Annotated in this window: 22 protein-coding genes; 10 read left to right on the top strand and 12 right to left on the bottom strand. The window is 70.4% G+C overall.

The window, feature by feature from the left end:
* The first annotated feature begins 110 nt into the window (after window positions 1-110).
* Genes FS532_RS17420 through FS532_RS17405 form a run of 4 tightly spaced genes read left to right on the top strand, consistent with a single transcriptional unit; the run spans window position 111 to window position 6,476 of the window.
* The gene (locus FS532_RS17420) at window positions 111-1,448 is read left to right on the top strand and encodes an ABC transporter substrate-binding protein (RefSeq protein WP_260852800.1); all 1,338 of its coding nucleotides are present in this window, start codon (window positions 111-113) and stop codon (window positions 1,446-1,448) included.
* Entirely contained in the window at window positions 1,445-2,533 is a 1,089-nt protein-coding gene (locus tag FS532_RS17415) for a carbohydrate ABC transporter permease (protein WP_144757079.1), read from the top strand. The genes FS532_RS17420 and FS532_RS17415 overlap by 4 nt, the downstream gene beginning before the upstream one ends.
* The gene (locus FS532_RS17410; protein WP_079238017.1) at window positions 2,530-3,465 is read left to right on the top strand and encodes a carbohydrate ABC transporter permease; all 936 of its coding nucleotides are present in this window, start codon (window positions 2,530-2,532) and stop codon (window positions 3,463-3,465) included. Before FS532_RS17415 ends, FS532_RS17410 begins: the two co-directional genes overlap by 4 nt.
* Window positions 3,462-6,476 carry a glycoside hydrolase family 2 TIM barrel-domain containing protein gene (locus FS532_RS17405; RefSeq protein WP_144757077.1) on the top strand — a complete coding sequence of 1,005 codons (3,015 nt, stop codon included), beginning with the start codon at window positions 3,462-3,464 and terminating at the stop codon, window positions 6,474-6,476. The genes FS532_RS17410 and FS532_RS17405 overlap by 4 nt, the downstream gene beginning before the upstream one ends.
* A gap of 91 nt (window positions 6,477-6,567) precedes the next feature.
* Here the strand turns inward: FS532_RS17405 and FS532_RS17400 are convergent, their stop codons facing one another.
* Window positions 6,568-6,999: a DUF3151 domain-containing protein gene (locus tag FS532_RS17400; protein ID WP_144757075.1), complete on the bottom strand. Its 432-nt coding sequence runs from the start codon at window positions 6,997-6,999 to the stop codon at window positions 6,568-6,570.
* A 276-nt stretch (window positions 7,000-7,275) separates the two neighbouring features.
* Here FS532_RS17400 and FS532_RS17395 point away from each other — a divergent pair, with 276 nt between their 5' ends.
* Window positions 7,276-8,853 carry an ABC-F family ATP-binding cassette domain-containing protein gene (locus tag FS532_RS17395; RefSeq protein WP_144757072.1) on the top strand — a complete coding sequence of 526 codons (1,578 nt, stop codon included), beginning with the start codon at window positions 7,276-7,278 and terminating at the stop codon, window positions 8,851-8,853.
* A 19-nt stretch (window positions 8,854-8,872) separates the two neighbouring features.
* Here the strand turns inward: FS532_RS17395 and FS532_RS17390 are convergent, their stop codons facing one another.
* From FS532_RS17390 to FS532_RS17340, 11 genes are all read right to left on the bottom strand, one after another.
* Window positions 8,873-9,568, bottom strand: a complete 696-nt coding sequence (locus FS532_RS17390) for an SDR family oxidoreductase (RefSeq protein ID WP_144757070.1) — start codon at window positions 9,566-9,568, stop codon at window positions 8,873-8,875.
* A gap of 53 nt (window positions 9,569-9,621) precedes the next feature.
* The gene (locus FS532_RS17385; RefSeq protein WP_144757068.1) at window positions 9,622-10,104 is read right to left on the bottom strand and encodes a DedA family protein; all 483 of its coding nucleotides are present in this window, start codon (window positions 10,102-10,104) and stop codon (window positions 9,622-9,624) included.
* Between the two features lie 37 nt (window positions 10,105-10,141).
* On the bottom strand, window positions 10,142-11,173 hold the full coding sequence (locus FS532_RS17380; protein ID WP_144757066.1) for a YihY/virulence factor BrkB family protein: 1,032 nt from the start codon (window positions 11,171-11,173) through the stop codon (window positions 10,142-10,144).
* A gap of 4 nt (window positions 11,174-11,177) precedes the next feature.
* A complete protein-coding gene (locus FS532_RS17375) occupies window positions 11,178-11,699 on the bottom strand; it encodes a hypothetical protein (RefSeq protein WP_144757064.1) in 522 nt (173 codons plus the stop codon).
* 208 nt (window positions 11,700-11,907) lie between these two features.
* A complete protein-coding gene (locus FS532_RS17370) occupies window positions 11,908-12,951 on the bottom strand; it encodes a Gfo/Idh/MocA family protein (protein WP_144757062.1) in 1,044 nt (347 codons plus the stop codon).
* A gap of 73 nt (window positions 12,952-13,024) precedes the next feature.
* Window positions 13,025-13,951, bottom strand: coding sequence for a prenyltransferase (locus FS532_RS17365; RefSeq protein ID WP_144757060.1), 927 nt, complete (start codon window positions 13,949-13,951; stop codon window positions 13,025-13,027).
* Window positions 13,948-14,391 carry a lycopene cyclase domain-containing protein gene (locus FS532_RS17360; RefSeq protein ID WP_260852799.1) on the bottom strand — a complete coding sequence of 148 codons (444 nt, stop codon included), beginning with the start codon at window positions 14,389-14,391 and terminating at the stop codon, window positions 13,948-13,950. Before FS532_RS17360 ends, FS532_RS17365 begins: the two co-directional genes overlap by 4 nt.
* A complete protein-coding gene (locus FS532_RS17355) occupies window positions 14,388-14,729 on the bottom strand; it encodes a lycopene cyclase domain-containing protein (protein WP_079238008.1) in 342 nt (113 codons plus the stop codon). The genes FS532_RS17360 and FS532_RS17355 overlap by 4 nt, the downstream gene beginning before the upstream one ends.
* Window positions 14,729-16,363 (bottom strand): phytoene desaturase family protein, encoded by a 1,635-nt coding sequence (crtI, locus tag FS532_RS17350; RefSeq protein ID WP_260852798.1) that lies wholly within the window; start codon window positions 16,361-16,363, stop codon window positions 14,729-14,731. The genes FS532_RS17355 and crtI overlap by 1 nt, the downstream gene beginning before the upstream one ends.
* Complete coding sequence (locus tag FS532_RS17345; protein ID WP_144757058.1) at window positions 16,360-17,277, bottom strand: phytoene/squalene synthase family protein; 918 nt, start codon at window positions 17,275-17,277, stop codon at window positions 16,360-16,362. Before FS532_RS17345 ends, crtI begins: the two co-directional genes overlap by 4 nt.
* On the bottom strand, window positions 17,274-18,332 hold the full coding sequence (locus tag FS532_RS17340) for a polyprenyl synthetase family protein (protein WP_079238006.1): 1,059 nt from the start codon (window positions 18,330-18,332) through the stop codon (window positions 17,274-17,276). Before FS532_RS17340 ends, FS532_RS17345 begins: the two co-directional genes overlap by 4 nt.
* Before the next feature lie 21 nt (window positions 18,333-18,353).
* Here FS532_RS17340 and idi point away from each other — a divergent pair, with 21 nt between their 5' ends.
* The 5 genes from idi to mmsB all read left to right on the top strand — a co-directional run bounded on the left by idi (window position 18,354) and on the right by mmsB (window position 24,736).
* Window positions 18,354-18,896 carry an isopentenyl-diphosphate Delta-isomerase gene (gene idi / locus FS532_RS17335; RefSeq protein WP_144757056.1) on the top strand — a complete coding sequence of 181 codons (543 nt, stop codon included), beginning with the start codon at window positions 18,354-18,356 and terminating at the stop codon, window positions 18,894-18,896.
* A 345-nt stretch (window positions 18,897-19,241) separates the two neighbouring features.
* Window positions 19,242-20,291, top strand: coding sequence for a magnesium and cobalt transport protein CorA (locus FS532_RS17330; protein WP_079238004.1), 1,050 nt, complete (start codon window positions 19,242-19,244; stop codon window positions 20,289-20,291).
* A gap of 193 nt (window positions 20,292-20,484) precedes the next feature.
* Window positions 20,485-21,507: a LacI family DNA-binding transcriptional regulator gene (locus tag FS532_RS17325; protein WP_144757054.1), complete on the top strand. Its 1,023-nt coding sequence runs from the start codon at window positions 20,485-20,487 to the stop codon at window positions 21,505-21,507.
* Window positions 21,508-21,923: 416 nt separating this feature from the next.
* On the top strand, window positions 21,924-23,447 hold the full coding sequence (gene mmsA / locus FS532_RS17320) for a multiple monosaccharide ABC transporter ATP-binding protein (protein WP_186322120.1): 1,524 nt from the start codon (window positions 21,924-21,926) through the stop codon (window positions 23,445-23,447).
* On the top strand, window positions 23,444-24,736 hold the full coding sequence (mmsB, locus tag FS532_RS17315; protein ID WP_144757052.1) for a multiple monosaccharide ABC transporter permease: 1,293 nt from the start codon (window positions 23,444-23,446) through the stop codon (window positions 24,734-24,736). Before mmsA ends, mmsB begins: the two co-directional genes overlap by 4 nt.
* The last annotated feature ends 19 nt before the right edge of the window (window positions 24,737-24,755 follow it).

The following is a 24,755-nucleotide window of genomic DNA, read 5'->3' as shown; positions in this document are numbered from 1 at the left end:
GAGTCTGCGCGAAAGTACAGCCGCGCTCGGTTTTGTGGTTGGCTGGAGGGCACCCCGCTCGACGACGAACCGGAGTCCAGGCAATGACGCCACAACCGAACCGACGCCCGATGTCACGACGACAGCTGTTGGGCTTCGGCCTCGGCACGGCCGCCGCCGGACTCCTCGCCGGGTGCGCGGTGCCCGGCTCGACGAACGTCAACAAGGCCGCCCTCGTGCCCGCCGCCGTGAGCGGCCAGAAGGTCGAACTCACCTACTGGGCCTGGCTGAAGGACCTGCAGAAGGTCTGCGACGTGTGGAACAAGACGCACCCCGACATCCAGGTGAACGCGAACTGGATCCCCGGCGGCAACAGCGGTGGGTACCAGAAGATGTACTCCGCGCTGGCGGCCGGCGGTGGCCCGGACATCGGGCAGGTCGAGCTCCGGCAGATCCCCGAGTTCATGCTCGCGAACGGCCTGGTCGACCTCGCCCGCTACGGCGCGAAGGACTACGAGGCGAAGTACGACGACGCCGCCTGGGCGCAGGTGTCGTTCGTCGACGGGATCTACGGCATCCCCCAGGACACCGGCCCCATGGGCTTCTACTACCAGACAGCGCTGCTCGAGCAGGCGGGCGGCGAACCCCCGACGACGTGGGACGAGTGGCGCGAACTCGCCGAGAAGGTCCGGAAGACGGGTGCGCAGAACTACCTCGAGGTCTTCCCGGTCTCCGACGCCTCACCCTTCGCCGCGTACGCGCAGCAGGCCGGTGCCCGCTGGTTCAAGGTCGACGGCGACGAGTGGGTCGTCGACATGACCGACGACAAGACCCTGATGGTCGCGGAGTTCTTCGACGGCGTCATCGACGACAAGCTCGTCGACACGAGCGCCGGCGCGTACTCCCCCGGCTGGTACGCCTCGGCGGCGAGCGGCAAGATCGCGGCCGTCACGAGCGCGAGCTGGGGTGACGCCCTCATCGAGTCGGTGCAGGGCGGCGAGGGCAAGTGGAAGGTCGCGCCGATGCAGAAGTGGGGCGACACCGGCTTCGGCTCGAGTGCGATCGGCGGTTCGACGGCAGCCGTGCTCGCCAACTCGAAGCACCCGAAGGAGGCGCTCGAGTTCATCACCTGGATGACCACCTCGAAGGAGGGCATCGACGCGATGATCAAGCACTGCGGCATCGGGTGGTCCCCCGCGAAGGACTACATCGGCGCGCAGCGAGAGAAGCCGAGCAAGTGGTTCTCCGGGCAGAACTACAACGAGGACGTGTTCGTCCCCGCCGCCCGGGAGCAGAACGTCGACTGGTCGTGGTCGCCCGTGACGCAGTCGGCCTTCACGAGCCTGCAGAACCAGTTCCGCCGCAAGCTCACCAGTGGTCTGAAGCTCACCGACGCAGTGGAGCTCGCCCAGAAGGAGATCGTCCAGTCCTTCAAGGACAAGGGCCTCAGCGTGAGGACGGCACGATGACCACGACGCAGCCGAAGAACGGCTTCCGCACGAGCACGAAGGCCACGGTCGCCCAGAAGCGCGCCCCGTGGATCCTGCTCGCACCCTTCCTCGCCCTGTTCGTGCTGACGTTCATCATCCCGATCGTCAGCGCGCTGTTCCAGAGCTTCACCACGGTGGACCGGCAGGGACTCTTCGGTGAGGACGGCGTCACCGGCCGGTTCGCCGGGTTCGACAACTACGTCACCGCGTTGAACGACGCCGGCTTCGTCGCCTCCATCGGCCGCATGCTCCTGTTCGGCATCGTGCAGGTCCCGGTGATGATCATCGCGTGCACGATCCTCGCGCTGCTGCTCGAGTCGGCGAGCGCCCGCTGGCCCGGGTTCTTCCGGGCGATCTACTTCATGCCGTACGGCGTCCCCGGCGTCATCGCGACGATCCTCTGGTCGTTCCTGTACGTGCCCGGGCTGTCGCCGATCGTGTCCCTGCTGCAGTCGATCGGGCTGCAGCCGGACTTCCTCGGCGCGAACAGCGTGCTCTGGTCGATCGCGAACATCGTCACGTGGACGTACACCGGCTACAACATGCTCATCATCGTGGCGCAGCTGAAGTCGATCCCCGGCGAGGTCTACGAGGCCGCCAAGGTGGACGGCGCGAACGCGTTCCAGGTCGCGTGGCGGATCCAGATCCCGCTCATCGCGCCGGCCCTCGTGCTCACGACGGTGTTCTCGATCATCGGCACGCTGCAGCTCTTCGCCGAGCCGCAGATCCTGTCCACGGTCGCCCCCGCGATCGACACCGAGTACACGCCGAACTACGCCGCCTACACGAACGCGTTCGCGTTCAACGAGTACGGCGTCGCGAGTGCGCAGGCGGTCATCATCGCGCTGGCCGCGTTCATCCTGTCGTTCGCGTTCCTCGCGTTGACGAACCGTCCGCCGAAGGACGAACGGGATCGCCGCAAGCGGGCGAAGCGGGACGGCCTGGAGGCGCAGCGCGCGCTCCAGACGCGCGCATCCGCCCGACAGGTGGTCACCACCCAAGCCGCACCGAGCCTCCAGGGCGGGTCCGGTCTGCAGAACGGAACGAAGGGGGCGGACGCATGACCAGCGAAGCCATCGAAGCGCCGGCCACCCGCGTGAACGCGGAACGGCTCGACACCACGTCGATCTCGGCGCACCAGCGCCGCAAGCTCGACCGCTCCGGCAAGTCCCAGATCGTCGTGACGGGCATCCTCGTCATCGTCGCGATCTACTTCCTCGTCCCGCTGTACTGGGTGATCATCGCGGCGACGAAGACCACGGGAGCGCTGTTCGCCACGAACGGCTTCTGGTTCGGCGGTGACTTCGCGCTGTTCAGCAACCTCCAGCAGGTGTTCACGTACGACGGCGGCATCTTCGTCCGCTGGATCGCGAACAGCATCCTGTACTCGGGCGTCGGCGCCGTCCTGGCGACGTACTTCGCCGCCGCGGGTGGCTACGCGCTCGCGAAGTACGAGTTCCGCGGCCGGCAGCTCGTGTTCGGCACGATCCTCGGCGGCGTGCTCGTGCCGGGGACCGCGACGGCCCTGCCGCTGTTCCTGCTCTTCTCGACGCTGGGGCTCACCGACACGTACTGGAGCGTGCTCATCCCGAGCCTGGTCTCGCCGTTCGGCCTGTTCCTCTGCCGGGTGTACGCCGCGGCGTCGGTGGACACGGCGCTCCTCGAACAGGCCCGTATCGACGGTGCCGGCGAGCTGCGGATCTTCCACACCATCGTGCTGCGGCAGATGACACCGGCGCTCGTCACCGTGTTCCTGTTCCAGGTCGTCGGCATCTGGAACAACTTCTTCCTGCCGCTCATCATGCTGGCCGACCAGAAGCTGTACCCGATCACACTGGGACTCAACAACTGGCGATCGCAGGTCGACCGGCTGCCGGAGTTCTACCAGCTCACCACCGGCGGGGTGCTCGTCTCGGTCATCCCGCTCGTCATCGCCATCATCGTCCTGCAGCGCTTCTGGCGCGGGGGCCTCACGGAAGGATCGGTCAAGGGTTGACCAGTCTTGCGCTCGCTTCCACCGCTCCCGGTTCGGAGTCCCGGCTCGCACCGCGTGCCTGGCTGCACACCGACGCCCCGTCCCTGTCGCTGAACGGGGAGTGGGACTTCCGGTGGTCACCGGTGGCGGACGTCCCGGAACCCGGGCCGGAGGACGAGTGGGGCACCATCCCGGTGCCGGCGCACTGGGTGCTGCACGGCCACGGCGCGCCGAGCTACACGAACCTGCAGTACCCGTTCCCGATCGATCCGCCGCACCCGCCGGAGGAGAACCCGACCGGCGACTACCGGCGCACCTTCGACGTGCCGACGACCTTCGACGCGGCGGCCCGGGTGCTGCTCCGCTTCGACGGGGTGGAGTCGCACTTCCGGGTGTGGGTGAACGGGTCCGAACTCGGCTGGGCGACCGGCTCCCGGCTCGCGACGGAGTTCGACGTCACGTCGGTGCTGCGACCGGGGTCGAACGAGGTGCGGGTCCGGGTGCACCAGTGGTCGGCCGCCTCGTACCTGGAGGACCAGGACCAGTGGTGGCTGCCCGGCATCTTCCGCGACGTCACGCTGCTCGCGCGGCCCACCGCCCCGGTCGACGACGTGTTCGTCCGTGCCGGCTGGACCTCGACGCTCGGGTCCGCGGCGACCGCGGGCACCGCGGCGTCGGGTCGGCCGTCGACGGGCACGGGGACGATCTCGTTCCCGACGCTCGACGCGGTGTTTCCGGTGCGGTTCGTGGTGCCCGACCTCGGGGTGTCCGTGGTGTGGCACACGGCCGACGTCGTCACGCCGATCGAGGTCGAGGGCGTCGAACCGTGGAGCGCCGAGCTCCCGAAGCTGTACGACGCGACGGTGTCCACCGGGACCGACGCGGGCGGCGACGCGGGCGGTGAGACGGTCTCGCTGCGGCTCGGCTTCCGCACCGTGGCGATCGAGGGCGACCGGTTCCTCGTCAACGGCGAGCGCGTGGTGTTCCACGGGGTGAACCGGCACGAGACCCACCCGGAGCGGGGTCGGGTGTTCGACGAAGCCCACGCCCGCGCGGACATGGCGCTCATGAAGCGCCACAACGTCAACGCGATCCGGACCTCGCACTACCCGCCGCACCCACGCGTGCTCGACCTCGCCGACGAACTCGGGTTCTGGGTGATCCTGGAGTGCGACCTCGAGACGCACGGGTTCGTCTTCACCGACTGGGTCGGCAACCCCTCGGACGATCCAGACTGGCGCGAGGCCTACCTCGACCGGATCGCGCGGACGGTCGAGCGGGACAAGAACCACGCCTCGATCGTGATGTGGTCGCTCGGCAACGAGTCGGGCACGGGCCGGAACCTCGCGGCGATGGCGCAGTGGGTGCACGACCGCGACGCCGAACGCCCCGTCCACTACGAGGGCGACTACACGGGCGAGTACACCGACGTGTACTCGCGGATGTACCCGACGCTGCAGGAGACCGAGTCGATCGGCGGCGGCCCGGCCACGCCCCTGCTCGGCTGCGGTCCCGCCGAGGCCGCCCGCCAGCGGTCGAAGCCGTTCATCCACTGCGAGTACGTGCACGCGATGGGCAACGGCCCCGGGCAGATCGCCGAGTACGAGGCCCTGGTGGACAAGTACCCGCGGCTGCACGGCGGGTTCGTGTGGGAGTGGCGCGACCACGGGCTCCTCACGCACACCGCTTCCGGCGAGGCGTACTACGGCTACGGCGGCGACTTCGGTGAGGTGATCCACGACGGCAACTTCGTGATGGACGGCCTCGTCCTGCCCGACGACTCCCCCACCCCGGGACTCGCCGAGTTCGCGGCCGTGGTCGCCCCGATCCGGTTCGCCCTCTCGGACCGCACCGTGCTCGTCGAGAACCGCTTCCACTCCGCGTCGACCGCCGGGCTCCGGTTCCACTGGGCCCTGTCGCGCAACGGTGTCGTCGAGCACGAGGGTCGGTTCGCTCCGGGTGTCGTCGCGGCGCGGGAGTCCGCGACCGTGCCCGTACCGGACGAGGTGCTCGAGGCCCAGGCCGCGACGCTCGCTCCCGGCGACGAGCTGTGGTTCGACGTCACAGCGGAACTGGCGGGGCCGACCTCGTGGGCGGACACCGGCCACGTCCTGGCACGCGCCCAGACGCTCGTCGCGAGCCGACCGGCGGACGCACCACGGGCCTCCAGTCAGGGGTGGGACGGCGACCGGCTCGGCGACGGGACGTTCTCGGCCCGCGGTGACCTGGTGTCCTGGAAGGGGCACGAGGTGGCCGGGCCGCGGCTCGAACTGTGGCGCGCGCCGACCGACAACGACAGTCTGGCGTCGCAGGGTGGCTACGAGACGGCGGACCCGGTGCTGACGCACGGCGTCGGCGACCCGTCCGCTCCCGCATCGGCGACACGCTGGCGGGAGCGCGGCCTGGACCGGCTCACGCACCGGCTCGTGTCGGTGTCGCGGACCGACCACGGCCTGGAGCAGCGCATCCGCGTCGCGGCGGCGAACAGCGGGTGGGGCGTCGACGTCACGCACCGTTGGACCCTCACGGACGACGGGCTGCTGCTGCAGACCGACGCCGTGCCGTTCGGCGCCTGGGACGTGACGTGGCCGCGGATCGGAGTGCGGTTCGACCTCCCCGCGGGGCTCGCCGACGAAGACGCGAGCTGGTTCGGGACCGGGCCGCTGGAGTCCTACGCGGACTCGTCGCACGCTGCCCGGGTCGGACGCTTCACGGCTCCGGTGCGGACGCTCGGTGTGGAGTACTCGATGCCGCAGGAGACCGGGTACCGCCCCGACCTGCGAGAGCTGTCGGTGGGCGACCTCACCGTGTCGACCGTCGGGGCGCACCGGGCGGGCTTCACGCTCTCGCCGTGGACCGCGCAGCAGATCGGCCGCGCGATGCACCCGTACGAGCTGCCGGCGTCGGAGCACCTGTACCTGTACCTCGACGCCGCGCAGCACGGGCTCGGCAGCCGGGCGTGCGGCCTCGACGTGCTGCCGGAGCACCAGCTGTGGCCGCAGGCGTTCTCGTGGAGTGTCGTGCTCGCGTAGGGGTCCTCCGCAAAACACCGGTGTTCGTCGGTCGCACCCAGACATGTCGGGGTGCAACGGACGAACACCGGTGTCTTGCGATCCGGCGGGGCTACTCGGCGGACTCCGCGGACAGCGCCGGCAGCGCCGCGGGGTCGCTCGCGTCCAGGAACTCCGTCAGGCGCTCGGGCTCGCCCGGCTCCTCGATCGCCGACGCCGCGCGGCGCAGGGCGAACAGGGCCCGGAGCACGCCGCGGTTCGGCTCGTGCGACCACGGCACCGGCCCGGCCCCACGCCACCCCGCCTTGCGGAGCGCGTCGAGCCCGCGGTGGTACCCCACGCGGGCGTACGCGTAGGACTCGAGGGCGGCCCCGCGCGCCCAGGCCTCGTCGGCGAGGAGCGCCCACGCCAGGCTCGACGACGGGTGCGACACGACGACGCTCGCCACGGGGGTGTCGGCGGCGAGCGCGGCCTCCACCTCGGGTTCGGCGGGCAACAGGGTCGACGGGTTCGCGGTCGGGTTCGGCAGCAGGTTCTCCGGCATGCCCCCAGCCTGTCACCTCTTGCGTGTCCGCGGGACGCGGGCGTAGCGTGGTGGCACCTCGTCGTCATCACGGGGCTCCCGGGGCGGGACGACCGACCGGCAGCACGGATGGCGGACACGGGGGCTCCCCGACGGAAGAGACGCCTTGCTGGCCATCACCGGTTCTGCTCAGCCCACGCGCTGACACCGTGATGACGCGCCCCGTCGGGCGCACCACCGCCTCGGCGGTGGGTCCGGTGTCGAGCGCCCAGCTTCGACAACCGGGGAGGCATCTCCATGCCCATCAGTCCGTCCGTCGTCCTGAACGACGTCAGTTTCACCTGGCCCGACGGCACCGTCGCGCTCAGCCACCTCACCACCGCCTTCGGCCGTGGCCGCACCGGCCTGGTCGGGAGGAACGGGGCCGGGAAGTCCACGCTCGTCCGGTTGGTCACCGGTCGGCTCCACCCCACGTCGGGCACCGTCACGACGTCGGGTCCGGTCGACCACCTGCCGCAACGCCTGCAGACGGGTGACGACGCCGCGGTCGCCGACCTGCTCGGCATCCGACCGACGCTCACCGCGCTGCGGGCGATCCTCGGCGGGGACGCGTCGCCGGAGCACTTCGACGCGGTCGGTGACGCCTGGGACCTCGAGGAGCGGGCGGCCGCGGCGCTCGACGCGATCGGCCTGTCCGGCACCACGGCCGATCTCGAGCGGCCGGCGAGCACCCTCTCCGGCGGCCAGGCCGTCCTCGTGGCGGTCGCCGGGATCCGCCTGCGGGGTCGGCCGATCGCGTTCCTCGACGAGCCGACGAACAACCTCGACCGCCGTGCCCGTGGGCTGCTGCTCGACATGGTCGACGACTGGCACGGCACCCTCGTCGTCGTCAGCCACGACCGGGAGCTCCTCGAGCACGTCGACGAGACCTGCGAGCTCCGGGCCGGGAGCATGACGGTGTTCGGCGGGACCTTCAGCGCCTTCGAGGAGCATCTCGCCGTGCAGCAGGCCGCCGTCGAACGCGAGGTCCGGGTCGCCGAACAGCGGCACCGCACCGAGAAGCGGCAGCGGATCGAGGCGGAGACGAAGATCGCGCGCCGGGCCAAGGCCGGTGAGAAGGCCGGCCGGTCCATGCCGAAGATCCTCGCGAACGAAGCGCGGAAGAAGGCGCAGGAGACCGCCGGACGACTGCGGGTCGGGTACGCCGACGACGAGGCCGCGGCGCTCGACGCCAAGCGGGAGGCGCAGCTCCGACTCCGCACCGACGAGTCGATCCACGTGACGCTGCCGGACCCGGACGTCCCGGCGTCGCGGCAGATCGCGACGATCACGGTCCGGGGCCGCGAGACGATCGTGCAGGGGCCGGAGCGGATCGCCGTCTCCGGCGACAACGGTGTCGGCAAGACCACGTTGCTCGAACAGCTCGTCGGTGTGCCCGACGCCCGGGACCACCCGCTGCCGGACACCCGGGCGGTCCCGCACGTCGACCGGATCGCGTACCTGCCGCAGCGGAAGGACACGCTGGACGACACCGCGACCGTGCTCGACAACGTCCGGCGGGACGCGCCCCACGTGCCACCGGCCGAGGTGCGGAACCGACTTGCACGGTTCCTGGTGCGCGGGGACACCGTGGACCGCCCGGCCGGGGCGCTGTCCGGCGGGGAGCGGTTCCGGGTCGCACTCGCGAGCCTGGTGCTCGCGGACCCGCCCCCGCAGCTCCTGGTGCTCGACGAGCCGACGAACGACCTCGACCTGACGAGCGTCGACCAGCTCGTGGACGCGCTGCGGGCCTACCGCGGGGCCCTCGTCGTGGTCAGCCACGACGAGGCGTTCCTCGAGCGGCTCGACCTCACCGCCAGGCTCGAGCTCGGGTGAGGGGGCGAGCGGACCGCCGTCAGCGTCGCCGCGTCGGCCGGATCGCCAGCGACTCGATCGTGCCCCGCTCGGGCAGGTCGACGACGGTCCGGACGGCGTCGGCGACGTCCGACGGGGCGAGGTAGTAGTCGGTGTCGTAGTCCTCGCCGAGCTTCTCGGTGAGGGCCCGCTGCATGTCCGAGTCCGTCCGGCCCGGGTGCACGCTCGACACCCGCACGCCGTTCGCCCGTTCCTCCTCGCGCAGGGCGTCCGCGAAGGCCCGCAGGGCGAACTTCGACGCGGCGTACACGCCACCGCCGGGGCCGGAGTGGAACCCGGAACCGCTGTTGATCGGCACGACGATCCCGCGCGCTGCCCGGAGCGCGGGGAGCGCCACCCGGGTGAGTTCGGCGACCGCGAAGACGTTCGTGGCGAAGACCTGCTCCCACACGTCGCGCGGGGTGCCCGCGACGGTGGTGCCCTGCTCGACGCCCGCGGAGTGCACGAGCACGTCGAGCCGGTCCGGCAGCGCCGGCAGGTCCCCCGCGCCGAGGTCTCCCACGAACGGCGCCGCACTCGGCAGCTCGGCGACCACCGCGGCGACGGCGTCCGCGCTGCGGCCGCCGACGAGCACGTGGTGCGTGCGGCCCAGATCGAGCGCGATGGCCCGGCCGATCCCACGGGTCGCGCCCGTGACGAGGGCGGTCGGACGGACGGGAGGCGCGGTGTCGGTCATGCGCACCAGCCTACGGAGGCGGCGGGGCGGGCTGGCACCGTGCCTCCAGGCCGTCACACCGACGGCGAGGTGGGACGGCGTCGACGGCGCACCGACCAGACGACCGCCCCGGCGGCGAGGAGCAGCGCGACGAGCGCGACGACGCCCCACGGCGACCCGGCGACGGTCGCGACGACGGCCCAGAACAGGGCGATGCCGACGGTCGCGTAGACGAACGCCCACGCGACGCACCCCGGCACCATCGCGATCGTGTACCGCCACCACGGCACCCGGGCGACCCCGGCGGCCGCGTTCATGATCGTCTGCAGTCCCACGGTCAGGAAGCTCACCGTGACGACCGGCAGCCCCCAGCGGTCGAGCAACGCCGACCCGCGACGGACCGCAGCCGAGTCGAGCCACCGGCCCCACCGCGACCGCGAGGCCCCTGCCACCGCACCGCGCGCCAGCCAGTACGTCGCCTGCGCGCGGCAGAACACCACGGCGAAGAGCGCGAGGACGAGCCACCAGAACGGGAGGCCCTCGAGGAAGGTCGGCACGGGGCGAACCGTAGCGGCACCGCCCGGGAATCCTCCGTCAGCGGCGGTCGGCGCCCTCTCGGATCTTGATCCCGTCGAGGACGTCCTGCGCGCGCTTCTCGTCCTGCTTCTCGATCTGGCGGGTGTCGCGTTCGGGCAGCTGGATGTCCTCCTCGGCGCGGATGCCGGCCTGCAGCTGGCGGCCGCGTTCGAGCTCGGCGTCGAACTCGGCACCGAACAGCAGCGCGTTGTTCGTGATCCAGATCCACAGCAGGAACACGATCACCCCACCGAGGGAGCCGTAGGTGGCGTTGTAGTTCGAGAAGTTGCCGACGTAGAACCCGAACCCGACGCTCGCGATCACGAAGATCAGGATCGCCAGGATCGAGCCGCCGCTCACCCACCGGAAGGACGGCTGCTTGACGTTGGGCGCCCAGTAGTACAGGACCGCGACGACGATGATCGCGATGGCGAGCAGGATCGGCCACTGCACGATGCTCAGCACCGTGACCGCGACGTCTCCGAGGCCGATCACGTCGCCGAAGCTCCGGGCGAGCGGGCCGGACACGAGCACGAGCAGCCCGAGCACGAGCAGGATCACCGTGAAGAGCGTCACGCCGAGCATGGTCGGGCGGAGCTTCCAGATCGGGCGACCCTCGCGGACGTTGTAGATCCGGTTCATCGCCCGGCCGAAGGCGCCGACGTAGCCGGAGGCCGACCACACCGCACCGACGACACCGACGATGAACGTCACGGGGGCGGCGGGCGATCGGACGAGCCCCTCGATGGGGCCCTGCAGGAGGTCGACGACCTGCTGCGAGCCGACGTTCCCGAGGACGTCGAGCAGGGTCTTGATCGTGTTGTCCGCCTGGCCGACGAGACCGAGGATCGACACCACGGCCAGCAGCCCGGGGAAGAGCGCGAGGACGGAGTAGTACGTCAGGCTCGCGGCGAGGTCGGTGCACTGGTCGCTGGAGAACTCGCGGAGGGTCTTCTTCAGCGTGTAGACGACCGTCGGCTTCTGCAGGTCGGCGGGGCTGTCGGCCTTCCGGGAGTCGTCGGCGGCGGGCTTGCCGTGGTCGGATGCCATCGTCTCAGCCCTTCGCCGAGGCCTTCACGGCCTGCTTCGACCGTTTCACCGCAGCCTTGCGGTTCTTGTCGGCACGGCGCTGCACGGCTGCGATGCCGGCGCGCTGCTTCACCCGTGCGCGGTGCACCGGGTCGCGCTCGAGGGCTTCCTCGGCCGCCTTCGCTCGTGCCTTCCGACCCTTCCGGCCGGGCTGCGCCTGCTCCTTGGCCGACGGGCCGTCCCCGCGTGCGCCGAACGGCAGCAGCGCGGTGAACGCCGAGGTCACGTGCGGCTCGGCCAGGTGGCCGGCGGGCTTGTTGCGGATCGCGATGCCGACGACGATCGCTGCGACACCGGCCGCCGCGGTCATGCCCATCGCCACGAGCGGGGTGGGGTCACGGTGCCAGCGCTGCTTGGTCTTCGCGATCGCCAGACGGGCGCGCGCGGGGACGTCCGCACGACGACGGATCTCGGTCACGGTGTCCGTGATGCCCTCTCGCGTGCGGACGTTCGCGAGTTCGAGCTCGGGGAGACTGTCCTTGGCCATTCCCCATTTCGTACACGCTCGGGCCGGGGTCGTGTCCAGCCCCGGGCGTGTCCCGCGCGCGGCGGACGGGCGGGTCGCGCCCGAGTTTCGCGCTGAGCGACAGTTCTCGCGGCTGTGCGCGCGAGAACTGTCGCTCAGCGCGAGACGACGATGCCTGGAGGCACGGGGCGGGGCCGCCCCGCGCCTCCAGAGCGTCGACTGGTCACGTTCAGGACGGGACGACGACGTCCTCGGGACGGCCGGAGGCCGCGGAGCGGCCCGCCGCCTCCATGAGCGCGAGGCTCCGCAGGTTGTCGCGGCCGCTCGTCGCGGGCGCGGGACCGCCCGACACCGAGCGGGCGAAGGCCTGCAGCCCGCCCTGCCGGTCGGTGTGCGGCATCGTCGGCAGCTCGACGGCCTCGGCATCGTCGTCCTGGGTGCGGCGCACCGTCACGCGGTCACCGTCGACGGCGTTCGGCGACCCGTCGCGGCTCGTGAACCACAGTTCGCCGTCCTCGCCCTGGATGCTCCACTCGCCGGCCCAGGCCGTCCGGGGTCCGCGCGAGAGCCAGCTGCCGCGGTAGCTGACGACGAGCCCGTCCTCGAGCTCGATGATCATCGACGCGACCGCCTCGTCCTGGTACTTGCTGTACGACGGGTAGGACGCCTTCGCGAAGACACGCACGGCTTCCTGCCCGGTGACCATCCGGATGAGGTCGAAGTGGTGGATCGCCATGTCGTTGATCATCGCGTGCGGGAACTTGTAGTGCGGGTGCTCCTCGAACGCGAGGTCGTTGTCCCACTGCCGGAAGTCGATGTTGATCGCGGACAGCTCGCCGAGCGTTCCGACTGCCAGCAGCTCCTGCGCGACCCGGGGTGCCGGGTACCAGCGGTAGTTCTGGCTGACCTGCAGCACGAGCCCGAGTTCCTCGGCACGGCGGACGGCGGTGACGGCCTCGTCCGTGGTGTTCGCGAACGGCTTCTCGACGAGGACGTGCTTGCCGGCCTCGAGCGCCTCGAGCGCGAGCGGCACGTGCGTCACGGCGGGGGCGGTGATGACGACGGCGTCGGCCTCGACCCCGGCGAGCGCCTCGGTGAGGGACGCGAACGCCGCCGACTCCGGCAGTCCGAGGTCCGTGCGCACGGCGTCCAGCGTCACGGGGACCGGGTCGACGATCCCGACCACCTCCACTTCGGTGACCTCCGGGATGGCGGTGCGAGCCCAGTTGCCGCCCCACCCTCCGAGACCGACGTGGATGATCCGGACCGTCATGCGTGCACTCCCTCGTGGCTGGTGACGCACCACGGACGCCGCGGTGCGTCCGACCAGTCTGTCAGGGACACGCTCAGTGCGTGAACGCGTACGCGATGAGTGCCATCGTGACGATGAACCCGGCGAGGTAGTTGATCCAGAGGAAGCGCTTCCAGCCCGCGTTGGCGGACTCCGCGCCGTCATCGGTGACGTTCCACCACGGCAGCACGTTGAGGGCGTAGGGCACGACGACGATCGCGGCGATCGGCCCCGGGAACGCCGAGAACAGCAGCGCGACCCCGGCGACCAGGTACGCGACGAACGCCAGGCGCACGGTGGCCCGGGCGCCGATGACGGTCGCCACGGAGCCGATCCCGCCGGCTCGGTCGGCCAGGACGTCCTGCACGGCACCGAACGCGTGCGAGGCCACGCCCCACAGGAAGAACGCGACGCACACGGCGACGAGCTGACCGGTCCAGTGCGGTCCGGCGAGCGCCAGACCGTAGATCGCCGGGGACACGAAATGGGTCGACGAGGTCAGGGAGTCGAGGAACGGCTTCTCCTTGAAGCGCAGCCCCGGCGCCGAGTAGGCGATGACCGCGAAGACGCTGATCGCGAGGACCAGCCACGACCACGGCCCGTTCCCGGACACCGCGCCGAGCACGACGAGCGCGACCAGGAACGGCACGTTCGTGACGACGACGGCCCACAGCGTGGTGCGGTGCACGCTCTTGTCGAGCAGGGCGCCCTCGACCCCGCCCTTCCGCGGGTTCCGCAGGTCGGACTCGTAGTCGAAGACGTCGTTGATGCCGTACATCGCCAGGTTGTAGGGCACGAGGAAGTACACGACCCCGACGAGGAACGCCACGAGCGAGAACCCGCCACCGCCCTCGACGCCGACGCCGCTGCCGAGCAGGTACGCGGCGCCGAACGGGTACGCGGTGTTGACCCAGCTGATCGGTCGCGACGACACGAACAGGGCGCGCAGGGTCGACGGCCTGGAGGCGGTGCTCGCGTTCACGGGGATCCCTCCGGTGGTGCGGTGGTCGGGTCGGGCGCGGGGCGCGCGCCGGTGCGGTCGCGCGGACCGGTCCGGTCTTCCTGGGATGGCCGGGTGGGTCGGTCGAACAGCACCCACAGGCTGGGCAGCAGCACGATCGCGGCGATCGAGTACGCCAGGTCCTCGACGGGGATCGCCCCGATCTTCGCACCGCTGATGAGTGCCGGGTCGTAGGCGACGATCCGCAGCGTCACGATGACGTTGTCGAACACGATCGTCATGACGAGCAGGGCGACGCCGGCGACGAGCCCGGTCACGAGCACGATCCGCCGGCCGGTCGGGGCGCGGCGGCCCCGGGCACGGGCACGTCGTGCGGCGACGACCCCGGCGGCGAGCGCGACGACGGCCACCGCTGCGAAGAACGGTACGGCGAGCAGCGCGTACGCGCCCGACCCGGTCACGACCGGCTCCGCTCGGACCGGCGCAGCCCGCGTGCGACGAGGGGCTGCACGAAGCCGACCAGGTTCATGGTCGTGTAGCAGAGCAGCAGCAGGAAGAAGAGCTCCTCGAGCGGGACGTCCGGCGCGAGGAGCACGCCCGTCAGCAGGTTCTGCGGCCCGATGAAGAAGATGCCGAGCGCGACGCCGAGCGCGTCCCAGAACAGGAAGAACGCCACGCCCACCACCATCACGGCCGCCGCCCGCCACGGTGCCCGCCAGAAGAACAGTCGGAAGCGGGCGTCGAGCACGGTCATGCCGACGAGCGACACGACCAGCCCGGCGAGGTACAGCCCGGGCATCAGACGGCGTCGGCCGACGTGGACCCGAGCGGCGTCGGCAGCGGTTCGGTCGTGGTGTCCCCGTGGATGCGCTTGAGGAGCACCTCGGCGCTGATCAGGCACATCGGCAACCCGATGCCCGGGATCGTCGAGGCACCCGCGTAGTACAGCCCCTCGACCTTCCGGGAGGCGTTCTTCTCACGGAAGAACGCACTCTGCTTCAGGGTGTGCGCCGGTCCCAGCATCGACCCGTTCCAGGCGTTGTAGTCGTCGGCGAAGTCGCGCGGACCGATCGTCCGGCGGACCCGGATGCGCTCCCGCAGGTCGGGTACCCCGGCGCGCTCCGCGACGATGTCGATGGCGCGGTCGGCGATCCGCTCGACCTCGTAGTCCCCGGCGCCGTCGATGCCGCCCTTGCCGATCGACAGGTCGGCGGGCAGCGGCACGAGTACGAACAGGTTGCTCGAGCCGGGCGGCGCGACCGAGGCGTCGGTCTCCGAGGGCGCGCAGACGTAGATCGACGCGGGGTCCGGGACGTGTCGGTCGTGGCCGAAGATCGCGCCGAAGTTCGCCTTCCAGTCCTCGGTGAACACGAGCGTGTGGTGCAGGAGTCCCGGCACCGGGCCGTCGATCCCGAGGTACACGAGCACGGCGCTCGGCCCCGGGTCCCGCCGCTCCCAGTGCGCCGCGGGGTAGGTGCGGTGCTCCCGGTCGAGCAGCTGGAGCTCGGTGTGCCGGAGGTCGGCGGCGCTCACCACGAGGTCGGCGGGCGCGGTGTGCTGCTCGCCCCGGCGGTCCCGGTGGACGACACCCGTGACGTGGCCGTCCTCCACGACGATCCGCTCGACCGCGGCGCCGGCGATGATCTTCGCGCCCTCGCGACGGGCGACCCGCTCGACGGCGGCGATCACCTCGGTGATGCCACCCTTCGGGTAGAGCACCCCGTCGGCCAGGTCGAGGTGGCTCATCAGGTGGTACATGCTCGGCGCCGCGTACGGGCTGGTGCCGAGGAACACCGCCGGGTAGCCGAGGACCTGCCAGAGCCGCCGGTCCTTGACCGCGGACTCGGCGAACGTCGACAGCGGTTCGATGAGCAGGCGTGCGAGCTTCGGCAGCCGGCGGAGGACGTCCGGGGCGGCGAGCCCGCGGAGGTCCTGGAACGTCGTGTACAGGAACCGGCGGATCGCCATCGCGTAGGTGTCCTCGGCGGACGCCAGGTACTTCCGGATCCGCTTGCCGGCACCGGGTTCGATCGACTCGAACAGGGCGATGTTGGCCTCGCGGTCGGCGCGGAGGTCGATCGGCTCGTTGTGGCCCTCGCTGTAGACGCGGTAGCCGGGGTCGAGCTTCTCGAGGTCGAGTTCGGCGTCCGCCGAGGTGCCGAGCAACTGGAAGAAGTGGTCGAACACCTCGGGCATGAGGTACCAGGACGGTCCGGTGTCGAACCGGAAGCCGTCCTGCTCCCACGATCCCGCGCGGCCGCCGAGCTGCTGCCGCTGCTCGAGGACCGTCACCGAGAAGCCGTCCCGAGCGAGCAGGGCGGCGGACGCGAGTCCGCTGATGCCGCCGCCGATGACGACCGCGCGTCGGGCGGGCACCTTGCGGTTGGTCGTCGGGCCGGATGCCTTCGGACTGGAGGCGCGGGGCGGGGTCACGCCGTGCCTCCCGTCCGGTGGTGGGTCGCGCGCGACCGCAGCGGCGCACGTCCGGCGAGCACCTGTGCGGCCAGGCGCGCCTTCACCGGGTTCGGGACGCGCACGCGCGTCGTGATCAGGCGGTGCGCCGGCGTGACCGCGATGCGGTCGTTGAGTTCCTGGAAGAGCGCGTGCGCGAGGCCGACCGCGTTCCGCGCGTCGGCCGGAAGCAAGCGGACGGTGGCGGCGGCGCGGTCGAGGTCCGCCTGGACGTCGGCGACGAGCCGGTCCTTCGTGGCCTCGTCGAAGGTGCGGAGGTCGACGCCCGGGAAGTACGAGCGGCCGAGTACCTCGAAGTCGGCGTGCAGGTCGCGCAGGAAGTTCACCTTCTGGAACGCGGCACCGAGCGCGCGGGCACCGTCGACGAGCACGGCGTCGTCGAAGGTCGGCCGGCCGGCGCGGTACACGAACGCACGGAGGCACATCAGGCCGACGACCTCGGCCGAGCCGTACACGTAGCGGTCGAAGGACTCCTGGTCGTGCTCGGTCCGCTCGAGGTCCATCCGCATCGAGGCGAAGAACGGGCGCGTGAGCTCAGGACCGAAGCCCGTGACGCGTGCGGTGCGGGCGAACGCGTGCACCACCGGGTTAACCGAGAACCCGAGCGCGATCGCACGCTCCGTGTCCGACTCGAGCTCGTCGAGGACGGTGCGGGCGAGCTCGTGGTCGAGCCCGGCCTCGGTCGCGGGGCCGTCCACCACCTCGTCGGCGACGCGGACCAGCGCGTAGACGTTGCGGATGTGCTCCCGGGTGTCCTTCGTGAGCAGGCGGCTGGCGAGCCCGAAGGACGTCGAGTAGCGGTCGATGACGACCCCCGAGGCGGCCTCGGCCGTGGCGTCGTACAGGGGCAGACGCGTTGGTGCGTTCTGGTTCACCGGGCGCGTTCCACGAGTTCGGTCACGAGGCCCTCCAGGCGGTCGGCGAGGTCGTACGGCAGTCCGGCGAGCTCGGCACGGGCGAGTGCTGCGTGCTCGGCGATCCGCGACTCGGCGGCGGCGCGGGCACCACAGGTGACCAGGGTCGCACGGAGTTCGGCCGCGCGCTCCTCGGTGAGGTCCGGGTCGCCGAGGTACGGGGCGATGTCGGGCCAGCAGTCGGTGGTCGCCGCGTAGGCGATGAGCATGGTGCGCTTGCCCTCGCGCAGGTCCCCGAGCACGGTCTTGCCCGTCGTGCCCTCGTCCCCGAACACCCCGAGCAGGTCGTCGACGATCTGGTACGCGATGCCGATCTCCCGGCCGAAGGCACCGAGTGCGGCGACGACGGACTCGTCGGCACCGGCGAGCACGGCCCCGGACTGCAGCGGCGCCTCGAACGAGTACACGCTCGTCTTCGCCCGCTCCATCTGGAGCACCTCGTCGACGGTCGGCATGACCCCCAGCGCGAGGTCGACGTCGGTCATCTCGCCGGCTGCGCTGGCGAACACGGCTTCGTCCAGGAGTTCGAGCAGTCGGGCGCGTCGTTCACCCGTGACCCCGGAGGACTCGATGAACCGCGGCGCCGCGGCGAGGGCGAGGTCCCCGGCGATCACCGCGGCGCTCATCCCCCGGTGCTCGGCGGTCGGCAGGGGCAGGCCGCCGGTCGTCCCGGTGTCGCGGAAGGACCCGGCGACGTTCGGCTGCCCGCGGCGGGACCAGTCCCGGTCGATGACGTCGTCGTGCACGACCAGCGCGGTGTGCAGGAGTTCGTAGGCCGCGGCGACGTTCGCGGCCGCGTGCACGTCGTCCCCGCCGAGGCCGGCGTACGCGGTGAGGACCATGCGCGGGCGGAAGCGCTTGCCGCCCATGCTCGCCTTGCGGAGCACCCGCCAGAGTTCCTCGGACGGACGCCCGTAGCGCTCGGCGCGCGCCGACGACACGACGAAGAAGCGCTCGAGGCAGTCGTCGACGAGCGCGAGGTCGATGTGCGCCACGGTGGCCGCTTCCTCGCTCATTGGCCTAACCTATCGGTGCAGATGAGCGCATTCCCGGAAACCGTGGTGCTGCTGGCCGACGACCGTACCCCGATCGGCACAGCGGACAAGTTCACGGTGCACACAGACCACACGCCCCTCCACCTGGCCTTCTCGTGCCACGTGCGGAACACCGACGGCGACGTCCTGGTGACCCGTCGTGCGCTCTCGAAGAAGACGTGGCCGGGGGTGTGGACGAACACGTTCTGCGGCCACCCCGGCCCGGACGAGTCCTTCGAGGACGCCATCGCCCGCCGGGCGTCACGCGAACTCGGCATCACCGTGCGGGACATCGAGCTCGTCCTGCCCGACTTCCGGTACCGCGCGGTGGACGCCTCGGGCATCGTCGAGAACGAGGTCTGCCCGGTGTACCGCGCGGTCACCGACGACGTCCCGGCCCCCGCGGACGACGAGGTCGCCGAGTACGCCTGGGTCTCCGAGGACGCCCTGCGCGAGTCCGTCGCCGGAGCACCGTTCGCGTGGAGTCCCTGGCTCGGGTGGCAGCTCGCCGAGCTGTCCTCGGCCGGCTTGCACATCACGCGCTGACCGCCGCTGTCCCGCCGGACTCGCCGGGTGCGTGCCGTCGCGGTCGCCTCGTCGAGCCGCGAGGTCGGGGGGCACGTGAGCGCCCTCTCACTTGGCGCTCGCACGTCTGCGGAGTAGGGTCGGGCGTCGGCCACGGGTGTGGCCGTCGGCCACGAGTGTGGCCACGAGGCTGCGGACCGCGGCCACGACGGACCAGAAGGGCAGGTGAGGCGCGATGTCGGGTGACCATCCTCGATCGGGCCGGCCGCCCCTGACGGTCGTCGCCGTGCCCGTTCGCTGAACCACGCCTGCCCCGGGACCGCCCGGGATGACTTCGCGCCTGCCTGCTCCCGAGAGGAGCACAGCATGGCACTGATCGACAACGCGATCTACGTCGAGGGACGTCGCGTCGAATCGCCGTCGACCCTGTCGCTCGCCACGCGGGGCGACCTCGCGTGGATCGGGCTGCTCCGGCCCGACGACGCCGAACTCGAAGCCGTCGCGACGGAGTTCGACCTGCACGAGAACGCCGTGGAGGACGCCCGCAAGGGACACCAGCGCGCGAAGCTCGAGCGGTACGGCGACACCCTCTTCCTGGTGCTCCGGCCCGCGTGGTTCGACGCTCGCGCCGAGACCGTCGAGTTCGGTGAGGTGCACCTGTTCGTCGGCGACCGCTTCGTGGTGAGCGTCCGGCACGCCGAGCGGCCGGACCTGGCGGCGCTCCGTGCCCGGGTGGAGGGGGACCCGGAGTTCCTCGCACGTGGCTCCGAGGCCGTCACCGCCGCCGTGCTCGACGAGGTCGTCGACGGCTACGCCCCGGTCGTCGAGATCCTGCAGGACCACATCGACGCCATCGAGGACCAACTGTTCGCCGGTCAGGTCGACCCCGGCGTCTCGAAGCGGATCTACCAGCTCCTCAGCGAGGTCCTGGCGTTCCAGCGCGCCACGAAGCCCGTGCCCGCGATGGTCAAGGGACTGCTCCGCGGGGCCGACAAGTACGGCGTCGACGACGAGGTCCAGCACCGCCTGCGGAACGTGCTCGACCACGCACTGCGCGTCACCGAGCGGGTGGACTCGTTCCGCGCGCTGCTCGAGAACGCCCTGACGCTGCACTCGACCCTGGTCTCGCAGGAGCAGAACGAGGCGATGCGCCGCATGACGAGCGCCAGCCTGGCGCAGGGCGAGGAGAGCCGCCAGCTCGCACGCGCCGCACACCGTCAGGGCGAGGAGGTGAAGAAGATCTCGTCGTGGGCGGCGATCCTCTTCGCTCCGGGACTCATCGCCGGGGTCTACGGGATGAACTTCGACCACATGCCCGAGCTGCACTGGCGGTACGGCTACCCGGTCGCGATCCTCGGGATGCTCGCCCTCATGGGCGTGCTGTGGGCCATCTTCCGCAAGCGCAACTGGCTGTAGCCGTGACGACGGCCGATCTGCGGTGGCGCGTTCCGGCACCGGCGGTGTCCCGGACACGACGTGCAGCGTGACCCATCCGTCGCGGGATCCACGACTCAGGTGGCGCGGATCGTCGAGGTGTGCATAATGATCTGGCTCGGAATGTGAACGTGCACATCGGCGTGCTTCGGCCCCGGGCGAGAAACGAGTAGCAATGGCGTCGACGCGGACACAGCAACCGCGGTCGCCCAGCATCCGCGACGTCGCGCGGATCGCCGGGGTCTCCCACCAGACCGTCTCCCGCGTGCTCAACAACTCGGACGCCATCCGGGCGGAGACCCGGGACCGCGTCCTCGCGGCGATGGAGCAGCTGCAGTACCGACCGAACCGGGCGGCGCGGGCGCTGGTCACGAGCCGCACGCACACCATCGGCGTGCTCACGGCCCGCCGCGCGCACTACGGTCCGGCGGTCGCGCTGCAGGCCATCGAGGACGCCGCTGTCACACGCGGGTTCAACGTCACCACCTCGACCCTCACGGAGACGACGGACGAAGCGGTCCGCGAGAGCATCCAGCGGTTGCTCGACCTCGACGTCGAGGGCATCGTGGTGATCGCGCCGCAGCAGAAGGTGTTCGACCTCATCGAGGAACTCGGCATCCGCACGCCGTACGTCACGATGCGCGCGAGCGTGGGCGAGGACCCGACGGCGCTCTGGGTCGACCAGATGGAGGGCGCCCGACTGGCCACGGCCCACCTGCTCGACCTCGGCCACGAGTACGTCCGGCACATCGCGGGGCCGCAGGACTGGATCGAGGCTGACGCCCGCATGCAGGGGTTCCTGCGGGAGATGTCCGACCGCGACATGCCCGTGGCGCCGCCGATCCTCGGGGACTGGACCGCCGACTTCGGCTACCACGCCGGCCGCGAGCTCCTGCGCTGGCGGGACTGCACCGCGGTCTTCTGCTCGAACGACCAGATGGCGCTCGGCGTCATGCACGCGGCACGCTCGTACGGCCTCGACGTCCCGGGGGACCTGTCCGTCGTGGGCTACGACGACATCCCCGAGGCGAAGCACTTCTGGCCGCCGCTCACCACGGTGCAGGTCGACTTCGCCGAGCTCGGCCGGCGGTGCGTGGACCTGCTCCTGCCGGGCGAGGACGACGCGGCACTGCGTCCGATCGACATCGTCCCCCAGCTCGTCGTGCGCGGCTCCACGAGCGCACCCCGCAAGCGCTGAGCGCACCAGCGCAGCCACGGGCGGACTGGAGGCGCGTGGCGGCGCCGCCACGCGCCTCCAGACCGGAATGGCGTCACCTGGGTACCCCAACGCGGGGGACGTGCGCGGGTGCCATCCGCCAGATCACGCGGGCCGTTACACAAACGCGACCAATCCGAATTGACAGCCGCGCCGATCCCGTGCGTAGTATTACCTCCGTTCCGCCGATGTGAACGGTCACATGGACCGCCACACGACAGGACACCGGACGCGACAACGAAGTCCACACAGGCCTCCTGTGCCCTTCGCTGCCGCTGGCAGAACCACCCGAAGGACTGCCGCATCGCAGCGGCAGAAGGAGATGCACCGTGGCGTCAACCCCGATCGACACCGGCCTCGAGACCCGGTCGATCACCGCACCCGAGACGATCCTCGAGATGCGCTCGATCACCAAGGAGTTCCCTGGTGTGAAGGCGCTGTCCGACGTCTCGCTCAGCGTCCGTGCCGGCGAGATCCACGCGATCTGCGGCGAGAACGGCGCGGGCAAGTCGACCCTCATGAAGGTCCTGTCCGGCGTCTACCCGTACGGCACCTACGAGGGCGAGATCGTCTTCGAGGGCGAAGAGGTCCGGTTCAAGGACATCAAGCAGTCCGAGCAGTCGGGCATCGTGATCATCCACCAGGAGCTCGCGCTCATCCCCGAGCTGTCGATCACCGAGAACCTGTTCCTCGGCAACGAGCCCGGCAAGTTCGGCGTCATCGACTGGACCTCCGCCCAGCTCCGCGCCCAGGACCTGCTCGCCCGCGTCGGCCTGAGCGACGACCCGGACACCCAGATCAAGAGCATCGGCGTCGGCAAGCAGCAGCTCGTCGAGATCGCCAAGGCCCTGCACAAGGACGTCAAGCTCCTCATCCTCGACGAGCCGACCGCGGCCCTGAACGAGAACGACTCGCAGCACCTCCTCGACCTCATCGTCGGGCTGAAGGCCAAGGGCATCTCGAGCATCATCATCAGCCACAAGCTGAACGAGATCGAGCAGATCGCCGACGAGATCACGATCATCCGCGACGGCAAGACCATCGAGACGCTGAACGTCAAGGGCGACGGCGTCAACGAGGACCGCATCATCCGCGGGATGGTCGGCCGCTCGCTCGAGTCGCGCTTCCCGGACCGCACGCCGAAGATCGGTGAGACCTTCTTCGAGGTCCGCGACTGGACCGTCCAGCACCCGCTCGACGCGTCGCGCCTGGTCTGCAAGAACTCGAACTTCCACGTGAAGCGCGGCGAGATCGTCGGCTTCGCGGGCCTGATGGGCGCCGGCCGCACCGAGCTCGCGATGAGCATCTTCGGTCGCTCGTACGGCACCTGGCTCGGCGGCGAGATCATCAAGGACGGCGAGGAGATCAAGGTCACCACCGTCCAGCAGGCGATCCAGCACGGCATCGGTTACGTGTCAGAGGACCGGAAGGCGCTCGGCCTGAACCTGCTCGACACCGTCAAGCGGTCGACGGTTGCAGCTGATCTCCAGAAGATCTCGAAGGCCGGCGTCGTGGACTCCCTCGAGGAGTACAACGTCGCCGAGAAGTACCGGAAGCTGCTCCGCACGAAGGTGCCCACCGTCGAGGAGAACGTCGGGAAGCTCTCCGGCGGGAACCAGCAGAAGGTCGTCCTGTCGAAGTGGATGTTCACCGACCCGGACATCCTGATCCTCGACGAACCGACCCGCGGCATCGACGTGGGCGCGAAGTTCGAGATCTACGGCATCATCCAGCAGCTCGCGGCGGAGGGGAAGGGCATCATCCTCATCTCCTCGGAGCTCCCCGAACTCCTCGGCCTCTCCGACCGGATCTACACGATCTTCGAGGGCCAGATCACGGCCGACATCCCCTCGGAACAGGCCGATCCAGAAACGCTCATGCGCAGCATGACCTCCGCGCGGAAGGGCGCTCCCGTCTCATGAAGAACCTGAAACTGCTGTTCGGCAAGGGCAACAGCATCGGCCAGTACGGCATGATCATCGCGTTGATCGCGATCGTGATCTTCTTCTCGATCACGACGAACGGCCTGATCCTCGAGCCGACGAACGTCATCAACCTGTTCCTGCAGTACTCCTACATCCTCATCCTCGCGCTCGGCATGGTGATGGTGATCATCGCGGGCCACATCGACCTGTCGGTCGGTTCGGTCGCGGCGTTCGTCGGCATCATCGTCGCGCAGTCGATGTCCGTGTGGCACTGGCCGGCGTGGGCCGCGATCATCCTCGGCCTCGCTGTCGGTGCCCTCGTCGGCGCCTGGCAGGGCTTCTGGGTCGCGTTCGTCCGGGTCCCCGCGTTCATCGTGACGCTCGCCGGTCAGCTCATCTTCCGCGGTGCGAACCAGATCATCGGTCAGTCCACGTCGGTGCCGACGCCGAACGACTACAACGCGATCGGTGCGGGCTTCCTGCCTGACTTCGGACCGAACACGAACTACTCGAACGGCACGCTGCTCATCGGCCTCGCCACCATCATCGCGCTCATCGTCATCGAGGTCCGCGGTCGCAACCGTCGCAAGAAGATGCAGGCCGAGGTCCCGCCGCTCTGGGTGTCGATCGTCCGCACGGGCGTCCTCGTCGCCGTCACGCTCGTCGCGACGTACCTGTTCGGCGCCGGCCCGGTGGGCACCTCGATCCCGATCGTCGCGATCATCCTCGGTGTCCTCACGATCATCTACGGCTTCATCACGAAGAACACGATCTTCGGGCGCCAGGTCTACGCGGTCGGCGGCAACGCGAGCGCCGCGGTCCTCTCCGGCGTCAGCGCCCGCAAGGTGAACTTCTTCGTCATGGCGAACATGTCCGTCCTCGCGGCGATCGCCGGCATGGTCTTCGTCGGCTACTCGAACGCCTCGGGTCCGGCTGACGGCACCGGCTGGGAGCTCGACGCGATCGCTGCCGTGTTCGTCGGTGGCGCTGCGGTCGCGGGTGGCATCGGGACGATCTCCGGGTCGATCATCGGTGGTCTCGTGATGGCGCTGCTGTCGAACGGTCTCCAGCTCATGGGCATCGAGTCGAACAAGGTGCAGATCATCCGTGGTCTCGTCCTCCTCATCGCGGTGGCCTTCGACGTCTACTCGAAGTCCCAGGGCCGCCCGTCGCTCATCGGCGGCATGATGCGGCAGTTCCAGCGCAAGGACACGGAGCAGAACACCGTGGCAGCGCAGCAGCCGCAGTCCATCCAGGACCAGCCGGAGAAGGTCAACACCCAGTAAAGACGTGGCGCCCGGGGCG

Source organism: Curtobacterium pusillum (assembly GCF_007673235.1).
GTDB lineage: Bacteria > Actinomycetota > Actinomycetes > Actinomycetales > Microbacteriaceae > Curtobacterium > Curtobacterium pusillum_C.
This window is presented reverse-complemented; position numbering and strand designations above follow the sequence as displayed.